This is a genomic window from Sebaldella sp. S0638 (assembly GCF_024158605.1).
Taxonomy (GTDB): domain Bacteria; phylum Fusobacteriota; class Fusobacteriia; order Fusobacteriales; family Leptotrichiaceae; genus Sebaldella.
The window spans coordinates 1-20,946 of the sequence record NZ_JAMZGM010000047.1; the positions used below are offsets into that span (position 1 = coordinate 1).

Sequence of the window (20,946 nt, forward strand, 5' to 3'; positions counted from 1 at the left end):
TTTCGGACACCTGCCTTCTCTCAATTAGTTTACACAATCAAGATTTTTGTGTCCACTTTTTCATACTAACACCAATTTTTACTCTGCCGGATTTTACGTCATCTTCAGTTATTACACCTTTCACTCCCCCATAGTGATCCACGTGGCTATGACTGTAAATCACTGCTTTTACAGGCTTTTTAGGTCTGTTTTTATAATAAAGATCAAGACCTGCTTTTGAAGTTTCTGCGGCTACCAGCGGATCTATTATTATAAGACCGCTGTTTCCTTCTATAATTGTCATATTTGAAAGATCAAAACCTCTTATCTGATATACCCGGTCGGTTACTTTGAAGAGACCGTTAATGTTATTTATCTGTGCTATTCTCCACAAACTCGGATTTACAGTTGCTGGTGCACCTTTACCGTTCAAAAACTGAAAACTGTTCAAATCCCAGACATTATGTCCGTCGCTTCCTTTTATCACTAAGTCTGGAAGTTCTTCAATAAAACCTTTTTTAGCATCTTCAAAATCCTGTGTATCGCTGAACGGTAATTCGTTTAATACTTGATTATTTACATTTTTAGTGAAATTTGTTGCTTCTTTAGCTTCTTCTGCTGCGAATAAACTCATTGATAAAACTAAAGATAACATTACTATTTTCAATACATTTTTTTTATTTTTCATGAATTCCCTCCTAAATTTATTTAATAATTAAAAAATCAAAACTGTGAAAAACATCAGACAGAATTTTCATATAACCAGTAGTTTTATATAATTTTTTATTTCCTTAATAAATTTATTCTTTTTCAATTACATAAAGATACTCTATTTAAGATAAAATAAAAATTTCTTATATCTTTTATCAACTTGAGAAAATAATAATATTCAATACAGAGTATATTAATTTTGATAGGGTTAAATAATTTTAGATCTAAAAATAATTTTTCGAATTGAGTTTGTAATGTTTAATTTTTTATGTACTATGTCTTTTATTTCTACATAATTACAGTCATAAATAAAACGCAGAATTAAAAACATAGCTTGCTAATTAAAAATATTATATAACTTCAATATTAGTTTGTCAATCAATAAATAAAATACACAAATCCTTAATCATTATTATGTATTTTATAATTTACTGTCTTTAAAATAATTTTTCTGACTATATTTATTATTTGGGAATTATTTTATTATCTTCCGGAATATTTCCTTTTTTATATAAAAAATTCTATATTTTTATAAAATAGTTCAAAAAAATTTTATTATGGTTTTTTTTACTTATATTTTCTTATTTTATAAGACATTTTATTTTTATTAATCAAAAATACATTTAATAAAAATGTTCTGCTAAATCCGGATTGAAATTCTATCCAGACTCTTCGCAGAACATTTTTACTCTGATGACAAACCAGACCATATCAGGTTAAAAAGCGAATCTATTTTCTTATCATCTAAGGTCAGATTATTTAATATCACATCCTGAACTATTACATCATGTAAAACCGAGGTAATAAATGATATCAATATATTTGTTGATACATCTTTTATCGCTTTATTTTCTTTTAATTTTTCCAAAAATTTCCAGTATACATCTTTTTCTACTCTTATTTTTTTCTTCATCTCTTTTTTTATATATGAAGAACCGTTAACTATTGTGACATAGTTTATAATATGCGGATTATTTTTATAAAAAATTATCATTTTTGTTATAAATGACTTAAACTCTTTTTCCAGCTCTTCAACACTGCAGTTATCATAAAAAGCAATGTATTCTTTCGGCTTTATAGTGCTGTTAAGCTGATCAAAACAATAAAAACATAAAGAATTAATAATTTCTTCTTTTCCTTTATAATAATAGTAAATATTTCCTGGACTTATTTTTATTTTCTGTGATAATAATGCTATTGAGGATCTTTCTAAACCAACTTCCCATATTAATTTCAACATTCCGGTCAAAATTTTTTCTTTTGTATGTAAAAACTCCATGATATACTCGACTCCCCTTCAATAAAACATTGTTACTACTATCATATCACACTATTAATAAAAAACAAATACAATTTTCGCTATTTTAGTATCTTTTTTTCAGATTTATGCAATTATTCCTGTTAAAAATAAAGTTACAATATCATTTATTTTTTCATCATCAAGAGAAATATTATGAAGTAAAACATCCTGCTTTAAGAATTCATATATTACTGTTGTAAAATATAAAATCATTGTTTGTGTAGGTATCTGCTTTACCATTTTCTTCTCTTTCAGTTCATCTAAAAATACTGAGTAAGACTCTACATAGTTAAGCATTCTTTTTTTCAAATCATCTGATAAATATGACGAACTCTTTGCTGTTATCATATAATTAAGAATATAAGGATTTTCTCTGTAAAAAACTATAATTTCTTTTAGAAAATATCTGATTTTGTCCTCTACATTTTCATTAGTATAGTTATCTCTTATATCTTTATAAATATCTCTTCTTACAGAAGAAACTAATTGCTCAAAACAATAATAGTAAAGCGTATTTAATATTTCTGTCTTGTCAGTAAAATAATAATATATGTTTCCCGGGCTTATTTTTATCTTCTTAGCCAGTGAGCCGATAGAAGCTTTTTCTAGTCCTTTATCCCAAATTAATTCCAACATTCCCACTAAAATCTTTTCTTTAGTATCCATATCTATTTTCCTTTCAACATTAAGATTAAAATAATTATAACATATTTAAATATTGAAACGATATAATTTTTTTTAAAATAACTTTTTTTAAGAAAAAGAGGGTTATAAAAACCCCCTTTCAACTATTTTTTAAAAGCTATTTTTTTTACATCGTCATAAACTTTGGCGAAATAAAATTTCATATCGTCTTTTATTTCTTGAGGAAGCTCTTCAGTATCTATTTTATTATCAAACGGCAGTATTACTTCCCTTATTCCCACTCTGTGCGCACCAATGACTTTCTCCTTTATTCCGCCTACTGCAAGCACTTCTCCCGTTATAGTTATTTCTCCGGTCATTGCCACATCCTGTCTTACTTCTTTATTAGTAAGGACAGATATAATTGCAGTTGTAATAGTAACTCCGGCAGACGGTCCGTCTTTTGGCACTGCTCCTTCTGGAAAATGTAAATGCACATCATCCGTTTCATAAAACTTATCTTTTACTTTCAGCTTATTTTTTATTGATCTTACATAAGAATAAGCTACCTTTGCAGATTCTTGCATAACGCTTCCCAATTTACCTGTAAGCAGCAGATTTCCTTTACCTTCCATTTTCACAGCCTGAACTTCAAGTGTTGTTCCACCTACAGATGTCCATGCAAGGCCATTTACTACTCCGATCTTTCCTTCTTTTTCTTTCATTTTGTCAGGTCTGAATTTGGCATTTCCAAGATAATTTTTTATTTTATTTTTATTTATTACTATCTTGGCTTTTCTTTTATCCACCACTTCTTTAGCCACTTTTCTGAAAACTTTGCTTATTTCACGGCGAAGGTTTCTTACTCCGGCTTCTCTTGTATATTCATTTATTATTTTAAATATTGCATCATCATCAAACTCTACTTTGTAATCCTTTAATCCGTTTTCTTCCTGAGTCTGAGGAATCAGATATCTTTTTGCTATATTAAGCTTTTCGAATTCTGTATATGATTCTATGTATATTATTTCCATTCTGTCTCTCAAAGGGCCTGGTATTCCGCCAAGATCATTTGCCGTAGTTATGAAGAATACTTTTGATAAATCAAAAGGTGCATCTACATAGTGATCTTCAAATGTGTTATTTTGTGCGGGATCCAGAACTTCCAGCATTGCTGATGAAGGATCTCCCCTAAAGTCAGACGCCATTTTATCTATTTCATCAAACAGCATAACAGGGTTATTAACACCTATCTGTTTCAATGCACTGATTATTCTTCCAGGCATTGATCCTATATATGTTCTTCTGTGTCCTCTTATTTCTGCTTCATCTCTTACACCGCCAAGTGAAATTCTTACGAATTTTCTGTCCATTGCTCTTGCTACAGAGTGTGCAAGTGATGTTTTTCCTACTCCCGGAGGTCCTACTAAACAAATAATCGAACCTTTCAGGTTATTATTTAATTTCTTTACTGCAAGAAATTCAAGAATTCTTTCTTTTACTTCCTCAAGTCCATAGTGATCCTCATTTAGAATTTTTTCTGCCTTCTCTATGTCAATACTGTCTTCAGTGGAAGTAGTCCACGGTATATCAAGTATTGTCTCTACATAAGATCTGATAACAGATGCTTCCGCTGAGTAATCAGGCATTTTTTTCATTCTGGAAATTTCTTTTCTGAGTTTTTCTTTCAGTTCTATAGGGATTCCTGATTCTTCCATTCTTTCAGCGAGTTCTTCCACTTCATCCTCAGAATCAGTATCATCTCCCATTTCTTCCTTCATGGCCTTGATCTTTTCTCTCAGATAATAATTTTTCTGTACTTCGGCCATTTGTTCCCTTACTTTATTCTCAATATCTTTTTCCAGTGAGAAAATCTCTATTTCTTTTTCAAGTATGCTCAAAATCTTGTATGCTCTTTGCTCTATATCAAGAATCTCAAGCAATTCCTGTTTTATTCTTGTTTCTATTAACAGGTTTGTACATATCAGATCAAAAGCCTTATCAATATTCTTGATCTCTTTCAGGTTATAAATAAGATCCGGCAGAATTCTTCCTGTTATTTTTGCATAATTTTCAAATTCTTCTATTACTTTTCTTTTTAATGCTTCCGCCTTTGTTTCTTCTATTGGTTTCGAGAAAATATCTTCATAATCGGAATAATAAATTCCGTCTTCTTCCATTACCTCTTTTATTAATACTCTGTGTTTAGCTTCTACAAGTACTTTCACATTTCCATTAGGCATTTTTACAGTTTGAAATATATGAACCAACACTCCTATACTGTATATATCTTCTGGAAAATTTGGTTCTTCCATGTTAGGGTCTTTCTGTGTAGACAAGATAAGCTTATTATTATATTTGGAAATTGCTTTTTCCAAACTAGCCAGACTCGCCTCACGCCCCACGAATATCGGAGTTACTACTCCGGGAAAAACTACCAAGTCTCTAGTTGCAATAAATGGTTTTTTTATCATATTGCCTCCTAACCTTTACTCAATAATTATTTCATCTTTATTTTTTACTGCTTCTTTAGTTACTGTAACTTTTTTAATATTTTTCTTAGAAGGAATATCATACATTATATCTATCATTATACCTTCCATGATTGATCTAAGACCTCTGGCTCCGATTTTTCTCTCATATGCCATTTTTGCTATTTCTTCTATTGCATCTTCCTTAAACTCAAGGCTTACATTCTCAAGCTCAAGATATTTCTTATACTGCTTTATCAGTGAATTCTTCGGCTCTGTCAGTATTTTTACCAGAGCTTCTTCATCCAGACCGCTAAGAGCTGTAATTATAGGAACTCTTCCTACCAGCTCGGGAATAAGCCCGAATTTGATAAGATCTTCCGGAAGAACATTCTTAAAGATAGTAAGTGCATTAAGTTTTTCTTTTGTATGATCCACACCGAAACCTACTCTTTTTATATTAAGTCTGTTTTCTATCTTTTCTTCAAGCCCTTCAAATGCACCCCCTACTATGAATAAAATATCCTTAGTATCTATTTCTATCATTTCCTGATTAGGGTGTTTTCTTCCGCCCTGCGGAGGAACAGAAGATACTGTTCCTTCTATTATTTTTAACAGTGCCTGCTGGACACCTTCACCGGAAACATCTCTTGTTATAGACATGTTTTCAGATTTTCTTGCTATTTTATCTATTTCGTCAATGTAGATTATTCCGTGCTGAGCCGCATTTATATCATAATCTGCAGCTTTTATCAGTTTCAGCAATACATTTTCCACATCATCACCGACATATCCTGCTTCAGTCAGAGTAGTTGCATCAGCTATAGCAAAAGGCACATTCAGTATCTTTGCCAGTGTCTGCGCCAGTAATGTTTTCCCGCTTCCTGTAGGTCCTATCAGAAGCACATTTGATTTTTGCAGCTCTATATCATCCACATTCTGAAGTTTGTGGGTTATTCTTTTATAATGGTTATACACCGAAACTGCCAGTACCTTTTTAGCCTCATCCTGACCTATAATATAATCATCCAGTTTCTTCTTTATCTCACTAGGCTTATATAACTTTAATCCGTGATCCTGTTCCAGATAATTATCATACTTCATCTCATCTTCTATTAAGTCATAGCACGATTCTATACATTCATCGCAAATAAATACCGTATTATCCGGATTTGCAATCAGTCTGTATACTTCATCCTCATACTTATCGCAAAATGAGCATTTATGTACTTTCTTATTCACTTTTTCACCTCTATTATTCTATCACTTTGTCTATCAGCCCATATTCCAATGCTTCATTTGCATTCATAAAGTTGTCTCTTTCAGTGTCCGAATATATTTCCTTGATATCTTTACCTGTAGCTTCACTTAATATTCCATTAACCAGGGTCTTTATTCTTTCCATTTCTCTTGCCTGTATCAACACATCAGTTGCCTGTCCCTGAGCACCGCCCAAAGGCTGATGGATCATAATTCTGGAATTAGGCAGTGAATACCTTTTTCCTTTTGTTCCTGCTGCAAGAAGCAAAGCTCCCATGCTTGCAGCCTGCCCTACACATACTGTAGATACGTCGGCGTTAATATGACGCATTGTATCGTATATTGCAAGACCTGATGTTATTACACCTCCGGGACTGTTAATATAAATTGTGATATCTTTCTCGCTGTCCTGTGCATCCAGAAACAGAAGCTGTGCTATTATTGAATTAGCCATATTATCTTCTACTTCTCCGCCCAGAAATATTATTCTGTCTTTCAGCAGTCTTGAATAGATATCATAACTTCTTTCTCCCCGGCCGTCATTTTCTATTACTATCGGATTATACATATGATGTTTAGCCTCCTTAATTTATAAAGTATCATACTATCCTTATAATTTCCTTATTTTTCCTTTGCTTCTTTCATTAAAAACTCAATTGTTTTTCTAGCGATCAGGTCATACTTTATACTATTTACGAAATTGTTATAATTTCCGGCTCTTTTAGCTTCGTTTACAAGCTGTGCTTTTTCCATACCGTACATAGCTGCTACTTCTTCTATTTTTTTCTCTACTTCATCGGCTTCTGCTGCTATATTTTCTAATTTAGAAATTTCGCTGATTACAAGGTCGGCTCTAACTGCTTTTTCTGCATCTTCTTTTAACGGAGCTCTCATGCTTTCGATACTTTGACCTGTCATTTCCACATATTTACCTAAGTCCATTCCCTGCATTCTTAACTGAGAATCAAACTGTCTTAATCTTTGGTCTATTTCTCTTTCGATTAATACTTCCGGTATATCAAGTTCTGCATTAGCTACTATCTGCTCAAGAACTTTGCCTTGGAATTCATTATCAGCTTTCATTTTTTCAGAATTTTCAAGTCTTTCTTTTGTTTTTGTCTTTAATTCTTCCACATTTTCAAAGTTTTGATCTTTTGCGAATTCATCATTTAATTCAGGCTTTTCAAGTCTTTTTATAGTATTTACTTTTACTTTGAACATAGCCGGCTTACCTGCAAGGTCAGCTGAATGATATTCTTCAGGGAAAGTAACATTTACTTCTATGTCTTCGCCTTTTTTATGTCCTGCTATCTGATCTTCAAAATTATCTATAAATGATTTTGAACCTAATTTAAGATCGAATCCTTCTGCTTTTCCTCCTGCAAATGCTTCTCCGTCTACGAATCCTTCAAAATCAATATTTACTACATCATCAAATGTTGCTAATTCAGCATCTTCTATTTCTTTAAGTTTTCCGTTTGCTTCTCTTAATCTGTCAAGTTCTGCTTCCAAAACTTCATCAGTGATTTCTACTCCGGCTTTTTCAGCTTCTATTCCTTTGTATTCTCCGATTTTAATTTCAGGCATTACCTGTATTTCCCCTACTAATTCCAATTTATCATCATCAACATTGAATTCTTTTATTTTTAAATAATCTATAGGCTTTATTCCTTCTTTTTCAAGTATTTCCTGATATTCATCCTCAATTACTTTGTTGGCCATTTCTTCTTTTATGTTTCCTTCGTAATTCTTTTCAATAACATTATCAGGTACATGCCCTTGTCTGAAACCATCCATTTTTACATTTTTTTTCAGAGTTTTTATTGCTTCTTCCTTCATTTTTGCTACATCGTCTTTTTCTCTAGTTATCTTTACCTCATATTTTGATCCTTCTAGTTTTTTGATCTCGTACATTTTTCCTCCTAATTATATTTAAAATCTTTTAGTTTCAATTCTATAAAAAAATCATTTTTACCGTATTTCAGAACCGGAGTATAAAGGATTTCCATCTTTTTACCGGATTTTTGTGTGTTTATTTTATCTCCCAGATTATAGCCGATTACAGGTAATCTTTTATTGCCTCTGGCTACCATTCCTTTAAAATGTCTGGAGTCCACACCAAATTTTGTATAATTTAACAGTGTCACATCATCATCTATAAAATTCGGTTCCTGATTATCAAGACCAAATGGTGACAGCTTATTTATCTCCCTTACGAGAGTTTTATTTATATTTTCTATTGATAAATATGAGTCTATAAGAAATTTTTTCTCTATATCTGATTTATTCAGTCTGTAAAGTCTGTTTTTCAAATACTTTTCTATCTGAAACAATACTTTTTCTGTTACGAGAAAGCCTGCTGCCAGATCATGTCCCCCGAATCTCTCAAATTTGTTGGATATTTCCTTGAGTATATCAAATATATTCAGTCCTTCCACACTTCTGCACGAAGCTTTTCCGTAACCGTTTTTTATTGATATAATTATTACAGGTATATTATATTTTAGTGATAACCTTGAGGAAACCACCCCTGTTACCCCGGAATGCCATTTCTTGCTCTTCATAAATATATATTTGGGCTTTTCTTTCATTTTTGCGATTTTTTCTTCAATCTCGTTATAAATATTTATTTCAAGATAACGTCTTATCTTATTAGCCCTTTTCATTTCTTCTATGATATTAAAAATTTTAAAATCATCTTTTTCTATGTAAAAATCAACAACCATTTTTGAACTGTCTATTCTTCCCAGTGCATTCAGCATTGGTGCAATATAGAAGCCGATATCGCTCGTATTTATACTGCGAGCATTTAATTTCAGATATATTATCAGGTATTCCAGACCTTTTACCCTTGTTTTTTTCAGGTTTGCCAGTCCCTGTTTTATTATAAACCTGTTTTCGTCAGTCATCGGCACTACATCTGCCACAGTTCCTATCATCACTATGTCCATATAGTCATGAAGTATTTTTTTACTTACACCGAGCCTTTCATAAACAGCATCTGCCAGTTTATATGCCACGCCTGAGCCTGACAGATGCTTAAAAGGATAGGTTTTGCTAATCTTTGGATTTATTGTTTTTACATCCATTTTTATTTTGTTTATCTGTCTGTGATGGTCGGTTATTATTAAATCTATTCCGTTTTTAGTCAGAAGTTCTATTTCTTCAATACTTCCAAAACTTGTATCCACTGTTATTACCAGTTTTGCATTTCTCTTTTTTATATAATTAACAAAATGCTTGTTGATTTTTGAGCCTTCATGCACCCTGTTTTGGATAAAGTAATCTACATTAATACCCAGATTTCTTAATACTATTATTAAATAAGCTGTTCCGGAAATTCCATCTACATCATAATCACCGTAAATAAAGACTTTTTCCTTATTTTTTCTAGCAACGATAATTCTTGCGACTATCCTTTCCATATCCTCAAATAAAAATGGATCATTAATATTTTCCATTGACGGATTCAAAAATTTTTCTACGTCTTCTTTATTTGTAATTCCTCTGTTCAGTAATAACTCCGTTATTAACTTATCAGTATTAAACTCCTTACTCTTACTCTGAATGTATTCATCGTTATAATTTAATAACTCCCACCTCATAGAATCACTCGCTATCTTTTTTAGATATCTGGTTAAGGATCGAAGATATTTTTACTCCGTATTCCGCAGTATTATCTATATGTATTCTTACTTCCGGAGTATGTCTTACTGTCAATTCCGAACCAATTGCCTTTCTAAAAAAGCCTTTTAGTTTATTCAGATCTTCTATGAGTTTTTCTTTATTTAGTTTTTCATCTATATCTAAGATGGAAAAAAATAAATCAACATATTTCCCGTCTTTGCTGAGAGTCGTTTCTTTTATAGTTACCAGCCTTCTTATTTTATCATTTTTTACCTCTGTAAGAAGAACCGTTCCTATTACTCTTGATATTTCTTTTTCCAGTCCCTGTCTTTTTCTATCATTCATATAATCACCTTATCTAGGAATCTCTTCTAATACGTAAGCTTCTATAAGATCTCCTTCTTTTATGTCGTTAAAGTCCTTAATTCCTATTCCGCATTCCTGTCCGTTTATTACTTCTTTTGCATCATCTTTAAATCTTTTCAACGAACCGATTTCACCTTCATATAGAATTATTCCGTCTCTAAGTACTCTTATTTTGGAATCTTTCAACACTTTTCCGTCTACTACCACAGCTCCGGCTATATTTCCTACTCCTGTTACCTTGAATACTTTCTGTACTTCTATTCTTCCGTTGTATATTTCTCTGAATTCAGGATCAAGAAGTCCTTTCATAGCTTTCTCTATTTCTTCTGTAATATGGTAAATTACATTATAAGTTCTTATTTCTACACCAAGTTTTTCGGCTTCATTTCTTGCAGGTGTAGTAGGTCTTACGTTAAATCCTATTATGATCGCATCAGAAGCTTCTGCAAGCTTTACGTCACCTTCTGTAATTGCTCCCGAACTAGCCTGTATAATATTTATCATTACTTTTTCATCAGATAATTTTTCAAGTGATTCTCTTAATGCTTCTACAGAACCTTTAGAATCAGCTCTTATTATACATTTTAATTCTTTAAGCTGCTGTTCTTCCAATTCTTTTGACAGACTTTCCAGTGATATATGTTTTTTCTTGTTTTGTTCGTTCTGTTTTCTTTCTTTCAGGAAGTCTTCTACTATTTTCTTAGCCTGTTTGTCGTTATTAACTACATACAGCACATCTCCGGCTTCAGGTATATTGTTAAATCCTGTGATTTCCACCGGTTCTGAAAGACTTGCTTTTGTTTTTTTCGAACCTCTGTCGTCTACCATTGATCTTACTCTTCCGTGAGATTCTCCTGCTACAAAGATATCACCTATTTTCAGACTACCTTCCTGAATTAGTATATCTGCCACAGCTCCCATTTTCGGGTCAAGTCTTGACTCTATTACTACTGCTTTTGCTCTTTTCTTAGGATTTGCCTTTAATTCAAGGAGTTCTGCAGTAATCGTTATTGTTTCCAGAAGTTCTTCAAGATTTATTCTGTTTTTAGCGGAAATTTCCACGAATTCAGTTTGTCCTCCCCATTCAGGAGCTATCAGTCCGTATTCAAGAAGTTCCTGTTTTACTTTCATAGGATTCGCATCCGGTTTGTCTATTTTGTTTATTGCTACTATTATAGGAACTCCAGCTTCTTTAGCATGTGATATTGCTTCTACTGTCTGAGGTTTTACCCCGTCATCAGCAGCTACTATAAGAATTGCTATATCTGTTACTTTAGCTCCTCTTGATCTCATTTCAGTAAACGCTTCGTGACCCGGTGTATCTATAAATGTTATTTTCTGATTTTTCCACTTTATCTGGTAAGCCCCTATCTTTTGTGTTATTCCTCCAGCCTCGTCATCCATTATATGTGTCTTTCTCAATGAATCCAAAAGTGATGTTTTCCCGTGATCTACGTGTCCCATTATTGTAATTACCGGTGGTCTTAATACAAGATCATCCGCTTTATCCGATATTTCAAGTTCGTATTTATCTCCGTAGCTTATTTCTTCTGCTTCTTCTTTTTCTATAAGAACATCATATTCCATTGCTACTTCTTCTGCTTCTTCAAAGTTCAGTATAGCGTTTGCAGTAAGAATTTTCCCCATCATGAAGAATTTTTTTATAATATCAGAAAGATTTAATCCTAATTTTTCAGCAAGTTCTTTTATAGAAATTTCCTCTCCTATTGTAATCATACCTACTTTTTCCACTTCGGCTCTTACAAGGTCATTTCTCTCAGCTGTCTTATCTCTTTTCTTGAACTTTTTCTTTTTGTCTTCTTTTCTGAAATCTGATCTGATATCACTAAGTTTTCTTTCTTCGTCTTTTTTTCTTTTTTCTTCTTCGTATTTCTTTTTATCAAACTTTTTCTTAACAGACGGCTTTATTGTTTTTGTCTTTTTATCATCTGCTGCTGCCGGAGCTGCTGCTCCTTTTGCATTATCCTTGTTCCCTCTGTAATCATTGCTTCTGTTGCCCTGATCTCTTCCATATCCGGAACCTCTGTTTTGTCCGTCTCTGTTTTGGTTGTCTCTATTTTGGTTATAACCTCTGTTTTGCCCGTCTCTGTTCTGGTTGTCTCTATTTTGGTTATAACCTCTGTTTTGCCCGTCTCTGTTCTGGTTGTCTCTATTTTGGTTATATCCTCTGTTTTGTCCGTCTCTGTTTTGATTATCTCTGTTTTGGTTATATCCTCTGTTTTGTCCGTCCCTGTTCTGATTATATCCTCTATTTTGTCCATCTCTGTTCTGGTTGTCTCTGTTTTGGTTATATCCTCTGTTTTGCCCGTCTCTGTTCTGGTTGTCTCTATTTTGGTTATATCCTCTGTTTTGCCCGTCCCTGTTCTGGTTGTCTCTGTTTTGGTTATAACCTCTGTTTTGCCCGTCTCTATTTTGATTATCTCTGTTTTGGTTATAACCTCTGTTTTGCCCATCCCTGTTCTGGTTGTCTCTATTTTGATTATAACCTCTGTTTTGTCCGTCTCTATTCTGGTTGTCTCTGTTTTGGTTATATCCTCTGTTTTGCCCGTCTCTATTTTGATTATCTCTATTTTGGTTGTATCCTCTGTTTTGGTTGTCTCTGTTTTGGTTATATCCTCTGTTTTGTCCGTCTCTGTTCTGGTTGTCTCTGTTTTGATTATATCCTCTGTTTTGCCCGTCCCTGTTCTGGTTGTCTCTGTTTTGGTTATATCCTCTGTTTTGCCCGTCCCTGTTCTGGTTGTCTCTGTTTTGGTTATAACCTCTGTTTTGTCCGTCTCTATTCTGGTTATCTCTGTTTTGATTGTAATTTCTGTTTTGTCCGTCTCTATTTTGACCAGATCTGTTTTGATTATTTTTATCCTGTTCACGACTTTGATTTTGGTTATCTTTGTCATGATTGAAATTTTTATTTGAGTTATTTACTGTATTCTCCATATTTTTATTCTCAGATTTCACTGCCTTTTCTATATTATTTTTTACAGTTTTGACTTCTGTATGTTTCTCTGTTCTGACATCTTTTGAACCTTTATCCGCTTCTACACTATTAAAGACTATTTTTTCTTTTACAATGTGATTATCACTTTTCACTTTGTCTTTACTGGTGCTTGGTTCTTTTTTGGAACTCATATCCGGGGCTGATGCTTTTTTCATTTTATCTCTAATTGATTTTTCCTGATCATCACTTAATCCTGATAAATGAGACTTTACGTCAACTCCGACTTTTTTTAGTCTATCTATAAATTCCTTATTCTCAAATCCAAGTTCCTTTGCCAACTCATGTACTCTCATTTGTCACCTCCAACTTTTTCATTATTCCCTCTACGGCTCTTTTATTCGTAATCCCTACGATATTAAGATTTCTTTCGAATATTTTCTCCAGATCTTCTCTCTTTCCTGTTACTATTTTCTTCACCTTGTGTTTTTCACAAAGATTATCTAATTCTATCATATGATTTTTCTTTATATCTGCGGGAACTACTATTAGTTTTACCCTGCCTCTTTTCATGGCCTCCATGGTTTCTTCCATTCCGTAAACCAAATTTTCAGAGCCTCTCATACTTTTTAAAATATCTAAAATATCTTTATTCTTCTTTTTCAGCACACTCAGAATCTTCATCAGTTCGTCCGGCTCTACTTTAAATTTCTTATGCTTTGACAATGCATTCAAACATGCCGGATTATCGCATAAGTAGAAACCTCTGCTCTGAATCTTCTGATCAATGTCATAAAGATATCTGCCGTCTACAGATGAAAATCTAAATAGATTTTGCTTTCCATTTCGCTTTTTGCAGATTATACACATTCTTTCGGGCATAACACCTACTCTTCTTCCGGCTCAGAGTCAGCTGGAAGTTCTGAAGTAAAGATGTCTATTTTTATACTGCAAAGTTTTGCTGCAAGTCTTGAGTTCTGACCTTTTTTCCCTATGGCCAGTGATAACTGATCACTTACTACTTCTACCTTTGCTATCTCTTCCCCATTATCTTCAATAATTTCCACAGAAATTACCTCTGCCGGATTTAAAGCGTTTTTCACGAAATATCTTATGTCCTCGTTCCACAAAACAATATCTATTTTTTCACCTTTTAGTTCATCAATTATACTTTGAATTCTCATTCCGCCTTTTCCTATGCAGGCACCCTTTACATCAAGATTGGGATCATCAGAATAGATCGCGACTTTTGTTCTGCTTCCCGCTTCTCTTGCTACGGATTTTATTTCTATTACTCCGTCTTCTATCTCAGGAATTTCCAGCTCAAACAGCTTTCTTATCATTTCTTCCGATTTTCTTGAAATAAAAGTTTTTGTGAATTTTGTTCCTTCTTCTACTTTACCGATATATACTTTTACTCTGTCTCCCTGTTTAAAGATATCTGTATCAGACAGCTCTTTTTCCGGGATTATAGCTTCCAGCCCGTTTATATCTATATAAAGGCTTCCTTTTTCATCTACTTTTCTTACTATACCGGTTACTATAGAATTTTCTTTTTCTTTAAAGTTGTTATAAATATTTTGTTTTTCACATTCTCTTACTTTTTGTATTACTATCTGTTTTGCATTTTGTATTGCGTTTCTTTTAAAGTCCTCGGCATTTATTTCCAGTTCCACAACGCCTCCTACTTTCGCCCTTTTTTTGAAATTCTTAGCGTCGTCCAAGCTTATTTCGTATTCGGGATTTTCCACCTCATCGACTATTTCTTTTCTGGAAAAGACTTTTACTTCTCCGGTATCATGATTTATCTTTACCTCTGCGTTTTCTTTTTCTCCGTAATTCTTTTTATATGCTGCAAGCAGGGCTGTCTCTATGGCTTCCAGTAATTCTTCTTTTTTTATTCCCTTTTCTTTTTCTAGTTCATCCAAAGCCTCTAAAAAGATTCTCTGATCTTTCGCTTTCATACTTCCTCCTTAAAATCCGGCATTTCAAATATGAGATTTGCCTTTTTTACTTTTTCTAATGGAATATTTATTAGTGTTCCTTCTATGTTTACTACTACTTCATTATTGATAAAGTCTACCAAATCTCCCGTCAGAACTTTTTTATCATTAACCTTACTTTTTAGAGCCAGTCGTATTTTCTTGCCTTTGAATCTCAAAAAATCTCTTTCTTTTCTTAATCTTCTTTCTATCCCTGGCGTAGAAACCTCTAAAAAAAACTTATCTTTAATAAAATCCTCTATCAGTGGATCTACCTTTTCGCTGAAACCAACACAATCTTCTATGCTTGTTACTCCGTCTACTCTTTCTATATATATTCTTAAGTAGTTATATCCTCCTTCTGATACATATTCAAGATCGGCTAATTCCAGATTCATTTCGTCCAAATAAGAAGTTATGGTTTTTTCTATTTCTAAAAGAATCTGCTCCATTTTTTACTATCACCTCTTTATTTAAAAAGCAAAGAGTGGAATGAACCACTCTTGCACCTAAGATTATTTTTCAATAACTATAATATCATATTTTCCCTAAGATTTCAAGGGTTTTATATAAAAAATATATGGGAGTATTTAGAAAAGTTATTGCTTTTTATTACAAGTATATTCAATATGCCTAAAATACTTAGTTGTAGAATATATTATATCAGAAATATTTCCATAGCCTGTCCCAAATATAACTATCGTTTAATTTTATGGATTATATTTAAAATGATAAAAATATGTGATTTAAAAAAAAATAGATTTTTAGTGAGTAATTTCTTTTTTTGAGTAAAAAATAAATTATTCCTGATATAATTTATCAGGAGGTTTTTCGTGTTAAAAAAAATATTGTTTTTATTGTTAATTTTACTTACTTTTGGTAAAATACCGGCATTCAGTGATGAAGGTCCTGAATCTGTCACATTTACCGATAATTCTGAATCAGTTGTTAGAGCAACTGATGATGTTACATTTAAAGATCCTATCATTCAAAAGTTTGTTAACAAAAACAGAACTCTGCTTAAAAGAGCTTATTATCGCTGCGGAAGCAAGTGATATAAAAAAATTACAAAAATTAAATTTTGAATCTAAAAAAATGAGAATAAAAATTCCGGAAATGAAGAAAAGAGCGGCAGAAGATCCCGTGGAAAACCAGAAATTTTATGACGAAATAAGAAAAATGTTTAAAGAATTTGACGAGGAAATGTTAAGGCTTGCTGAAAGACATGCAAATAAATCAGATAATTAATTTAAAATTATATATTAAAAATACGCTGTTAAATATATTCCAGCGTATTTTTAGTTTTTCAATATAATAATTTATCACTATTAACCTTATGAATTATCTCAAAAGTCTTAATACTCTATATCTGTCATAAAATATACCTGACGGGATGACCACAGCTGCTATTGCAGCTACAAATAGTCCTTTTTCTGCACTTTCATCAAATGATGAAAATAAAATCCAAATAACTCCTATTACACCCAAAATATTTAATATTGTATTTCCTGATATATCATACTCTACTGTTATTCCATCTAGTTCCTTATAAACTCGAACCTCTCCCGCACTAACTGATCTCAAAGGATTATATTTACTTGTCCACATAGATTTTTCAAATACAAAGCCGGATGCACTCTCGTTAGTTATCCGCCCGCCATAATATCTTATATTATCTATAATTCTTTCTTTCACTTCCTGCACATCATTAGAATCCTTTATTATCTTTCTCCCTTTCATAATACCTGCCTCAATTATAAATTTTATCCGTTAAAATATCTGAATCTTTTTAGTATTCCGCCTTCAGAAATCCCTATCCCCTTATATTCCCCGTTGTTATAAATACTGTAATGACCGTCTGTGATATCCTTATTTAATTTAATACCGTTTTTCATTTTGAAATATTCCTCATCGCTGATATGAAGCACCGGAAAATCAAATATATCTTCTGCTTTCATCACAACCGATTCATTTTCTATTTCTTTTTCTCTGTAAGCATTTTCAAGTGAAAACTTCCCTATCTTTGTTCTTATCAGCTTAGTCATTGTTGCATAAGTTCCAAGACGTCTTCCGAAGTCCTGAATTACAGACCTGATATAAGTTCCGCTTCCCGCATGTATATAAAATCCTACTTTGTTACCCTCTACGCTTATCCTGTTTATATAACCGATATTTACGACTTTGGTTTTACGTTCTATCTCTATTCCTTTTCTCGCAAGGTCGTAAAGCTTTTTCCCGTTCACTTTAATAGCTGAATACATTGGCGGCGTCTGTTCATAATCTCCCTGAAAACCTTCAAGAGTATTTATTATTTTCTCTCTGTCAACTGTAATTTTCCCTTCATAAACCTGTGTTTTTACCCCGGTACAGTCATATGAGTCAGTCTCATATCCCAGTTCGCACTCGGCATAATACTCCTTACTCTGTTTCAAAAGCATATCCGAAAGCTTTGTAGCATCATTGACAAGCACTATCATGAGTCCTTCCGCGAGAGGATCAAGTGTCCCTGCATGTCCGACTTTTTTCAGCTTTAGCTTATACTTAAGATGATTTATGGCCTTGAATGAGCTTATATCCTTTTCTTTATTTAATAAAATTATTCCGTCCATTTTCCGACTCCCTTTTTTTCTGTTATTATTTTCATGAAAAATAAAATCCCTCCAAAAATATAATTTTCATTTATTCTGGAGGGAATCATTTATAGTATCGGTGATAAAACCCTGAAAACAGAATCTCTCAGTCTCAAAAGAATTCCTTTTTTGTCAAGGTCTTCCGCTTTTATCTCAGTACAATATTCTAAATCTTCAAAAAACTGATCTCTTAATTTTCCAGCCATTTCTTCATTATAATATACTGTATTTATCTCATAATTCAGCTCAAAACTTCTGAAATCAAAATTACAAGTTCCCATTGTAGCAAGTTTACCGTCAATTATTATATTTTTACAGTGCAGAAATCCCTTTTGATATCTGTAAATTTCCATTCCTGAATCTATTATTTCCTCAAAATAAGTCTCTGCTACCCAGAAAGGTATTTTTTTATCAGGCTTTCCTGCCATAATAATTTTTACCTTTATTCCTGAAAGTGCGGCAATTTTCAACTGTTCAAAGATGCTGTCATCAGGTACAAAATAAGGGCTTTCTATGAGAATTTCCTCTTGCGCTTCGGTTATCATCTTGGTATAAAGCATTTGCAGCGACGACCAGATAGTATCAGGCCCGCTTGCACACAGCTGCATAAGATATTCTCCCGAGTCGCTGTTTTCCAGCTCCGGAATAATAAATTCAAATTTTCCGCTGCTGTTCAGCCAGTCGGAAATAAACACTGCGAGATAATGAACACACATTTCACCTGTAATTCTTATATTTGTATCTCTCCATGTTTCGAATTTATCGCCGCCGTCTATATATTCCTGTCCCAGATTCATTCCGCCGGTATGCAGGATTTTTCCGTCTATTATTACCATTTTTCTGTGATTTCTATAGTTAAGTTTCAGAATGTTATATCTTACATCAAGAAAATATCTGTATTTTATCCCGGCTTTCTCAAGATCTTTTTTGTACTTTCTCGAAATACGCCCGAATGACCCGAGACCATCAAATATCAGCTTTATATCTATACCTTCGTTTGCTTTTTTTACTAATACATCTTTTATTCTCTCACCGAGTATATCAGAACGCCATATAAAAAATTCTATATATATACTCTCTTTGGCATTTTCGAGATCTTTTAGTATCTGATTGAATGCTTCTTCACCGTCAAAATAAAAATCATATGAAGTATTCAGCGTAAGATATGTACTTCCTGTATTATAGAGAAGTTTTGCCACATCGCTGTGATCCTGCATACCTTTCATATATTTATCGGTTCTCTCGATATTCTCTTTGTAAGAACTGAATATATCCCTTGTATCATATTTGCTGAGTTCATTTTTAGCCAGTTCGTTTGATAGGCTTATCAGCATTTTATTAGGGCTGTTTTCCAGCCTATTTTTCAAAATCCTTCTTCTGCGCCAGTTCACTCCAAGAAGCATATAGAGGATTATCCCTACTACAGGCAGGAATAACACGGCAAAAATCCATGCCATTATAGAGCCTGATTTTTTTCCTGAAGCAAGAATTCCTACTACGAACATTAATACTATTATTATATAAAGATGTTCAAACCAACTAAATATCTCCAATGAATTCATCGTCATTCCCCTCGCTATATTCTGTAAATAACAGAGTTATTTTGGTTCCTTTATTAATTGCGCTGTCTACCAGAATTTCCGAATTATGTGCATCTGCTATTTTCTTTACTATTGCAAGACCTAATCCTGTTCCTCCTGTATCTTTCGAACGGGACTCATCCACTCTGTAGAATCTCTCAAAGATTTTAGCATGCTCTGACTTGTCTATTCCTATTCCCATATCAGAAACAGATATACGAGCCTTACCGTCTTCTATATAAGAATCTATTGTAATAGTAGTATTTGCCGGTGAATATTTTATAGCATTTTCTATTAATGCTCTTATCGCCTGTTTTATCAGTGACCTGTCAATGTTAAGCGTATAGTCATCATTTTTACCAAGCACTATATCATGATCCACAGAAAGCAGCTTACTGTCGAATGCTATTTGCTTTATAAATTTTTTCATAGGTGTTTTCGCAAGTGTAATATTCAGTCTTTCTTCTTCACCCTTGGCAAGCATTAATAATTTCTGCACAAGATTTTTCATGTTTTCTGTTTCGTTAATTATAGCATCTATTGATTCATCAAAGACCTCTTCATCAGAAAGTCTTCTTTTCTTTATTATCTCTGCATAACCTTTTATTATGGCAAGAGGAGTTCTTAATTCATGTGATGCATCGGAAACGAATTTTGACTGGCTTTCAAATGCTTTCTGTATTCTGTCCAGCATCTGGTTTAGTATCTTAGTCAGCTCTTCCAGTTCATCCCCCGAATTTATCACTTCTATCCTTTTGCTGAGGTCATCGGTAGAAATGAGTTTTCCTGTCTGCATTACGTTATTAATAGGTTTTAGTATGACTTTACTTATTTTTATACTTATAAATACAGTAATAAGTATTCCCAAAACAGTAAAAAACAGGATCAAAACCCTTAGCCTGTCAAAGATTTTGTTTTCCTGACTCACATTTTTCAGAATATAGATATCGAATTTTATACCTTTTATATTCTGCGATATATTTTGGTATCTGTAAATTTCATTTTTACCGAGACTTACAGTACTGATTTTGTCAGGTGTCATACCTTTTGAATGCTCTTTGATTGTGTTCATTACAGAGTCTGCTGTAAGATTAGAATTTGAAGTTGCAAAATCTATATTATAAAAACTGTTTATGGCCACTTCATCATTTATACTTACTATATAGAGCAGATTTTCATTACCCGGATCAAAAGGCTTTGGATATACCAGCTTTTTACCTTCTATCTGCATGTTAAAATTCAGGGAAAGCTTGTCATATCTTTCCGAATATGATGAAATTCTGTCCAAAAATGTATGTATTTCCGTCTCTTTTTGTATCAGCTGCCGATCCACGACACTCAGGCTCTGTTTCTTCAAAAAGTAAATTGTCAGTAAATTTGATAACAAAATTAAGATAAGAAACAGCCCTGCAAAACTGACTGTTATCCTATCTTCTAATTTTATTTTTAACATGCGTACCTCG

The 20,946-nt window shown here is 32.9% G+C and carries 19 protein-coding genes; 2 read left to right on the forward strand and 17 right to left on the reverse strand.

Annotation, left to right across the window (positions count from 1 at the left end; translation table 11 throughout):
* Positions 1-37: 37 nt before the first annotated feature.
* The 13 genes from NK213_RS12620 to rimP all read right to left on the reverse strand — a co-directional run bounded on the left by NK213_RS12620 (position 38) and on the right by rimP (position 15,725).
* Positions 38-667, reverse strand: a complete 630-nt coding sequence (locus NK213_RS12620) for an MBL fold metallo-hydrolase (protein WP_253349695.1) — start codon at positions 665-667, stop codon at positions 38-40.
* Between the two features lie 708 nt (positions 668-1,375).
* A complete protein-coding gene (locus NK213_RS12625; protein ID WP_253349697.1) occupies positions 1,376-1,969 on the reverse strand; it encodes a TetR/AcrR family transcriptional regulator in 594 nt (197 codons plus the stop codon).
* 105 nt (positions 1,970-2,074) lie between these two features.
* Positions 2,075-2,656: a TetR/AcrR family transcriptional regulator gene (locus NK213_RS12630; RefSeq protein WP_253349699.1), complete on the reverse strand. Its 582-nt coding sequence runs from the start codon at positions 2,654-2,656 to the stop codon at positions 2,075-2,077.
* 122 nt (positions 2,657-2,778) lie between these two features.
* Positions 2,779-5,088, reverse strand: a complete 2,310-nt coding sequence (gene lon / locus NK213_RS12635; protein WP_253349701.1) for an endopeptidase La — start codon at positions 5,086-5,088, stop codon at positions 2,779-2,781.
* A 15-nt stretch (positions 5,089-5,103) separates the two neighbouring features.
* Positions 5,104-6,327: an ATP-dependent Clp protease ATP-binding subunit ClpX gene (clpX, locus tag NK213_RS12640; protein ID WP_253349703.1), complete on the reverse strand. Its 1,224-nt coding sequence runs from the start codon at positions 6,325-6,327 to the stop codon at positions 5,104-5,106.
* A gap of 13 nt (positions 6,328-6,340) precedes the next feature.
* Positions 6,341-6,913 (reverse strand): ATP-dependent Clp endopeptidase proteolytic subunit ClpP, encoded by a 573-nt coding sequence (gene clpP, locus NK213_RS12645; RefSeq protein WP_253349705.1) that lies wholly within the window; start codon positions 6,911-6,913, stop codon positions 6,341-6,343.
* A gap of 53 nt (positions 6,914-6,966) precedes the next feature.
* Positions 6,967-8,259, reverse strand: a complete 1,293-nt coding sequence (gene tig / locus NK213_RS12650) for a trigger factor (RefSeq protein ID WP_253349707.1) — start codon at positions 8,257-8,259, stop codon at positions 6,967-6,969.
* 8 nt (positions 8,260-8,267) lie between these two features.
* Positions 8,268-9,950: a single-stranded-DNA-specific exonuclease RecJ gene (recJ, locus tag NK213_RS12655; protein ID WP_253349709.1), complete on the reverse strand. Its 1,683-nt coding sequence runs from the start codon at positions 9,948-9,950 to the stop codon at positions 8,268-8,270.
* A 4-nt stretch (positions 9,951-9,954) separates the two neighbouring features.
* Positions 9,955-10,317 carry a 30S ribosome-binding factor RbfA gene (gene rbfA / locus NK213_RS12660; protein ID WP_253349711.1) on the reverse strand — a complete coding sequence of 121 codons (363 nt, stop codon included), beginning with the start codon at positions 10,315-10,317 and terminating at the stop codon, positions 9,955-9,957.
* Between the two features lie 9 nt (positions 10,318-10,326).
* Positions 10,327-13,647 carry a translation initiation factor IF-2 gene (gene infB / locus NK213_RS20665; protein ID WP_371926429.1) on the reverse strand — a complete coding sequence of 1,107 codons (3,321 nt, stop codon included), beginning with the start codon at positions 13,645-13,647 and terminating at the stop codon, positions 10,327-10,329.
* Complete coding sequence (locus NK213_RS12675; protein ID WP_253349713.1) at positions 13,634-14,173, reverse strand: DUF448 domain-containing protein; 540 nt, start codon at positions 14,171-14,173, stop codon at positions 13,634-13,636. The genes infB and NK213_RS12675 overlap by 14 nt, the downstream gene beginning before the upstream one ends.
* Before the next feature lie 5 nt (positions 14,174-14,178).
* Positions 14,179-15,255 (reverse strand): transcription termination factor NusA, encoded by a 1,077-nt coding sequence (nusA, locus tag NK213_RS12680; protein ID WP_253349715.1) that lies wholly within the window; start codon positions 15,253-15,255, stop codon positions 14,179-14,181.
* The gene (rimP, locus tag NK213_RS12685; protein WP_253349717.1) at positions 15,252-15,725 is read right to left on the reverse strand and encodes a ribosome maturation factor RimP; all 474 of its coding nucleotides are present in this window, start codon (positions 15,723-15,725) and stop codon (positions 15,252-15,254) included. Before rimP ends, nusA begins: the two co-directional genes overlap by 4 nt.
* 381 nt (positions 15,726-16,106) lie before the next feature.
* On the opposite strand from rimP, the gene NK213_RS12690 reads away from it, so the two are divergent.
* Both NK213_RS12690 and NK213_RS12695 read left to right on the forward strand, forming a co-directional pair.
* Positions 16,107-16,328 (forward strand): hypothetical protein, encoded by a 222-nt coding sequence (locus NK213_RS12690; RefSeq protein ID WP_253349719.1) that lies wholly within the window; start codon positions 16,107-16,109, stop codon positions 16,326-16,328.
* A gap of 40 nt (positions 16,329-16,368) precedes the next feature.
* The gene (locus NK213_RS12695; RefSeq protein ID WP_253349721.1) at positions 16,369-16,521 is read left to right on the forward strand and encodes a hypothetical protein; all 153 of its coding nucleotides are present in this window, start codon (positions 16,369-16,371) and stop codon (positions 16,519-16,521) included.
* A gap of 93 nt (positions 16,522-16,614) precedes the next feature.
* On the opposite strand, the gene NK213_RS12700 is transcribed toward NK213_RS12695, so the two are convergent.
* From NK213_RS12700 to NK213_RS12715, 4 genes are all read right to left on the reverse strand, one after another.
* Positions 16,615-17,013: a hypothetical protein gene (locus tag NK213_RS12700; RefSeq protein WP_253349723.1), complete on the reverse strand. Its 399-nt coding sequence runs from the start codon at positions 17,011-17,013 to the stop codon at positions 16,615-16,617.
* Between the two features lie 23 nt (positions 17,014-17,036).
* Entirely contained in the window at positions 17,037-17,882 is an 846-nt protein-coding gene (gene truB, locus NK213_RS12705) for a tRNA pseudouridine(55) synthase TruB (protein WP_253349725.1), read from the reverse strand.
* 89 nt (positions 17,883-17,971) lie between these two features.
* Positions 17,972-19,465 carry a cardiolipin synthase gene (cls, locus tag NK213_RS12710; protein WP_253349727.1) on the reverse strand — a complete coding sequence of 498 codons (1,494 nt, stop codon included), beginning with the start codon at positions 19,463-19,465 and terminating at the stop codon, positions 17,972-17,974.
* A complete protein-coding gene (locus NK213_RS12715; RefSeq protein WP_253349729.1) occupies positions 19,443-20,936 on the reverse strand; it encodes a cell wall metabolism sensor histidine kinase WalK in 1,494 nt (497 codons plus the stop codon). Before NK213_RS12715 ends, cls begins: the two co-directional genes overlap by 23 nt.
* Positions 20,937-20,946: the final 10 nt, after the last annotated feature.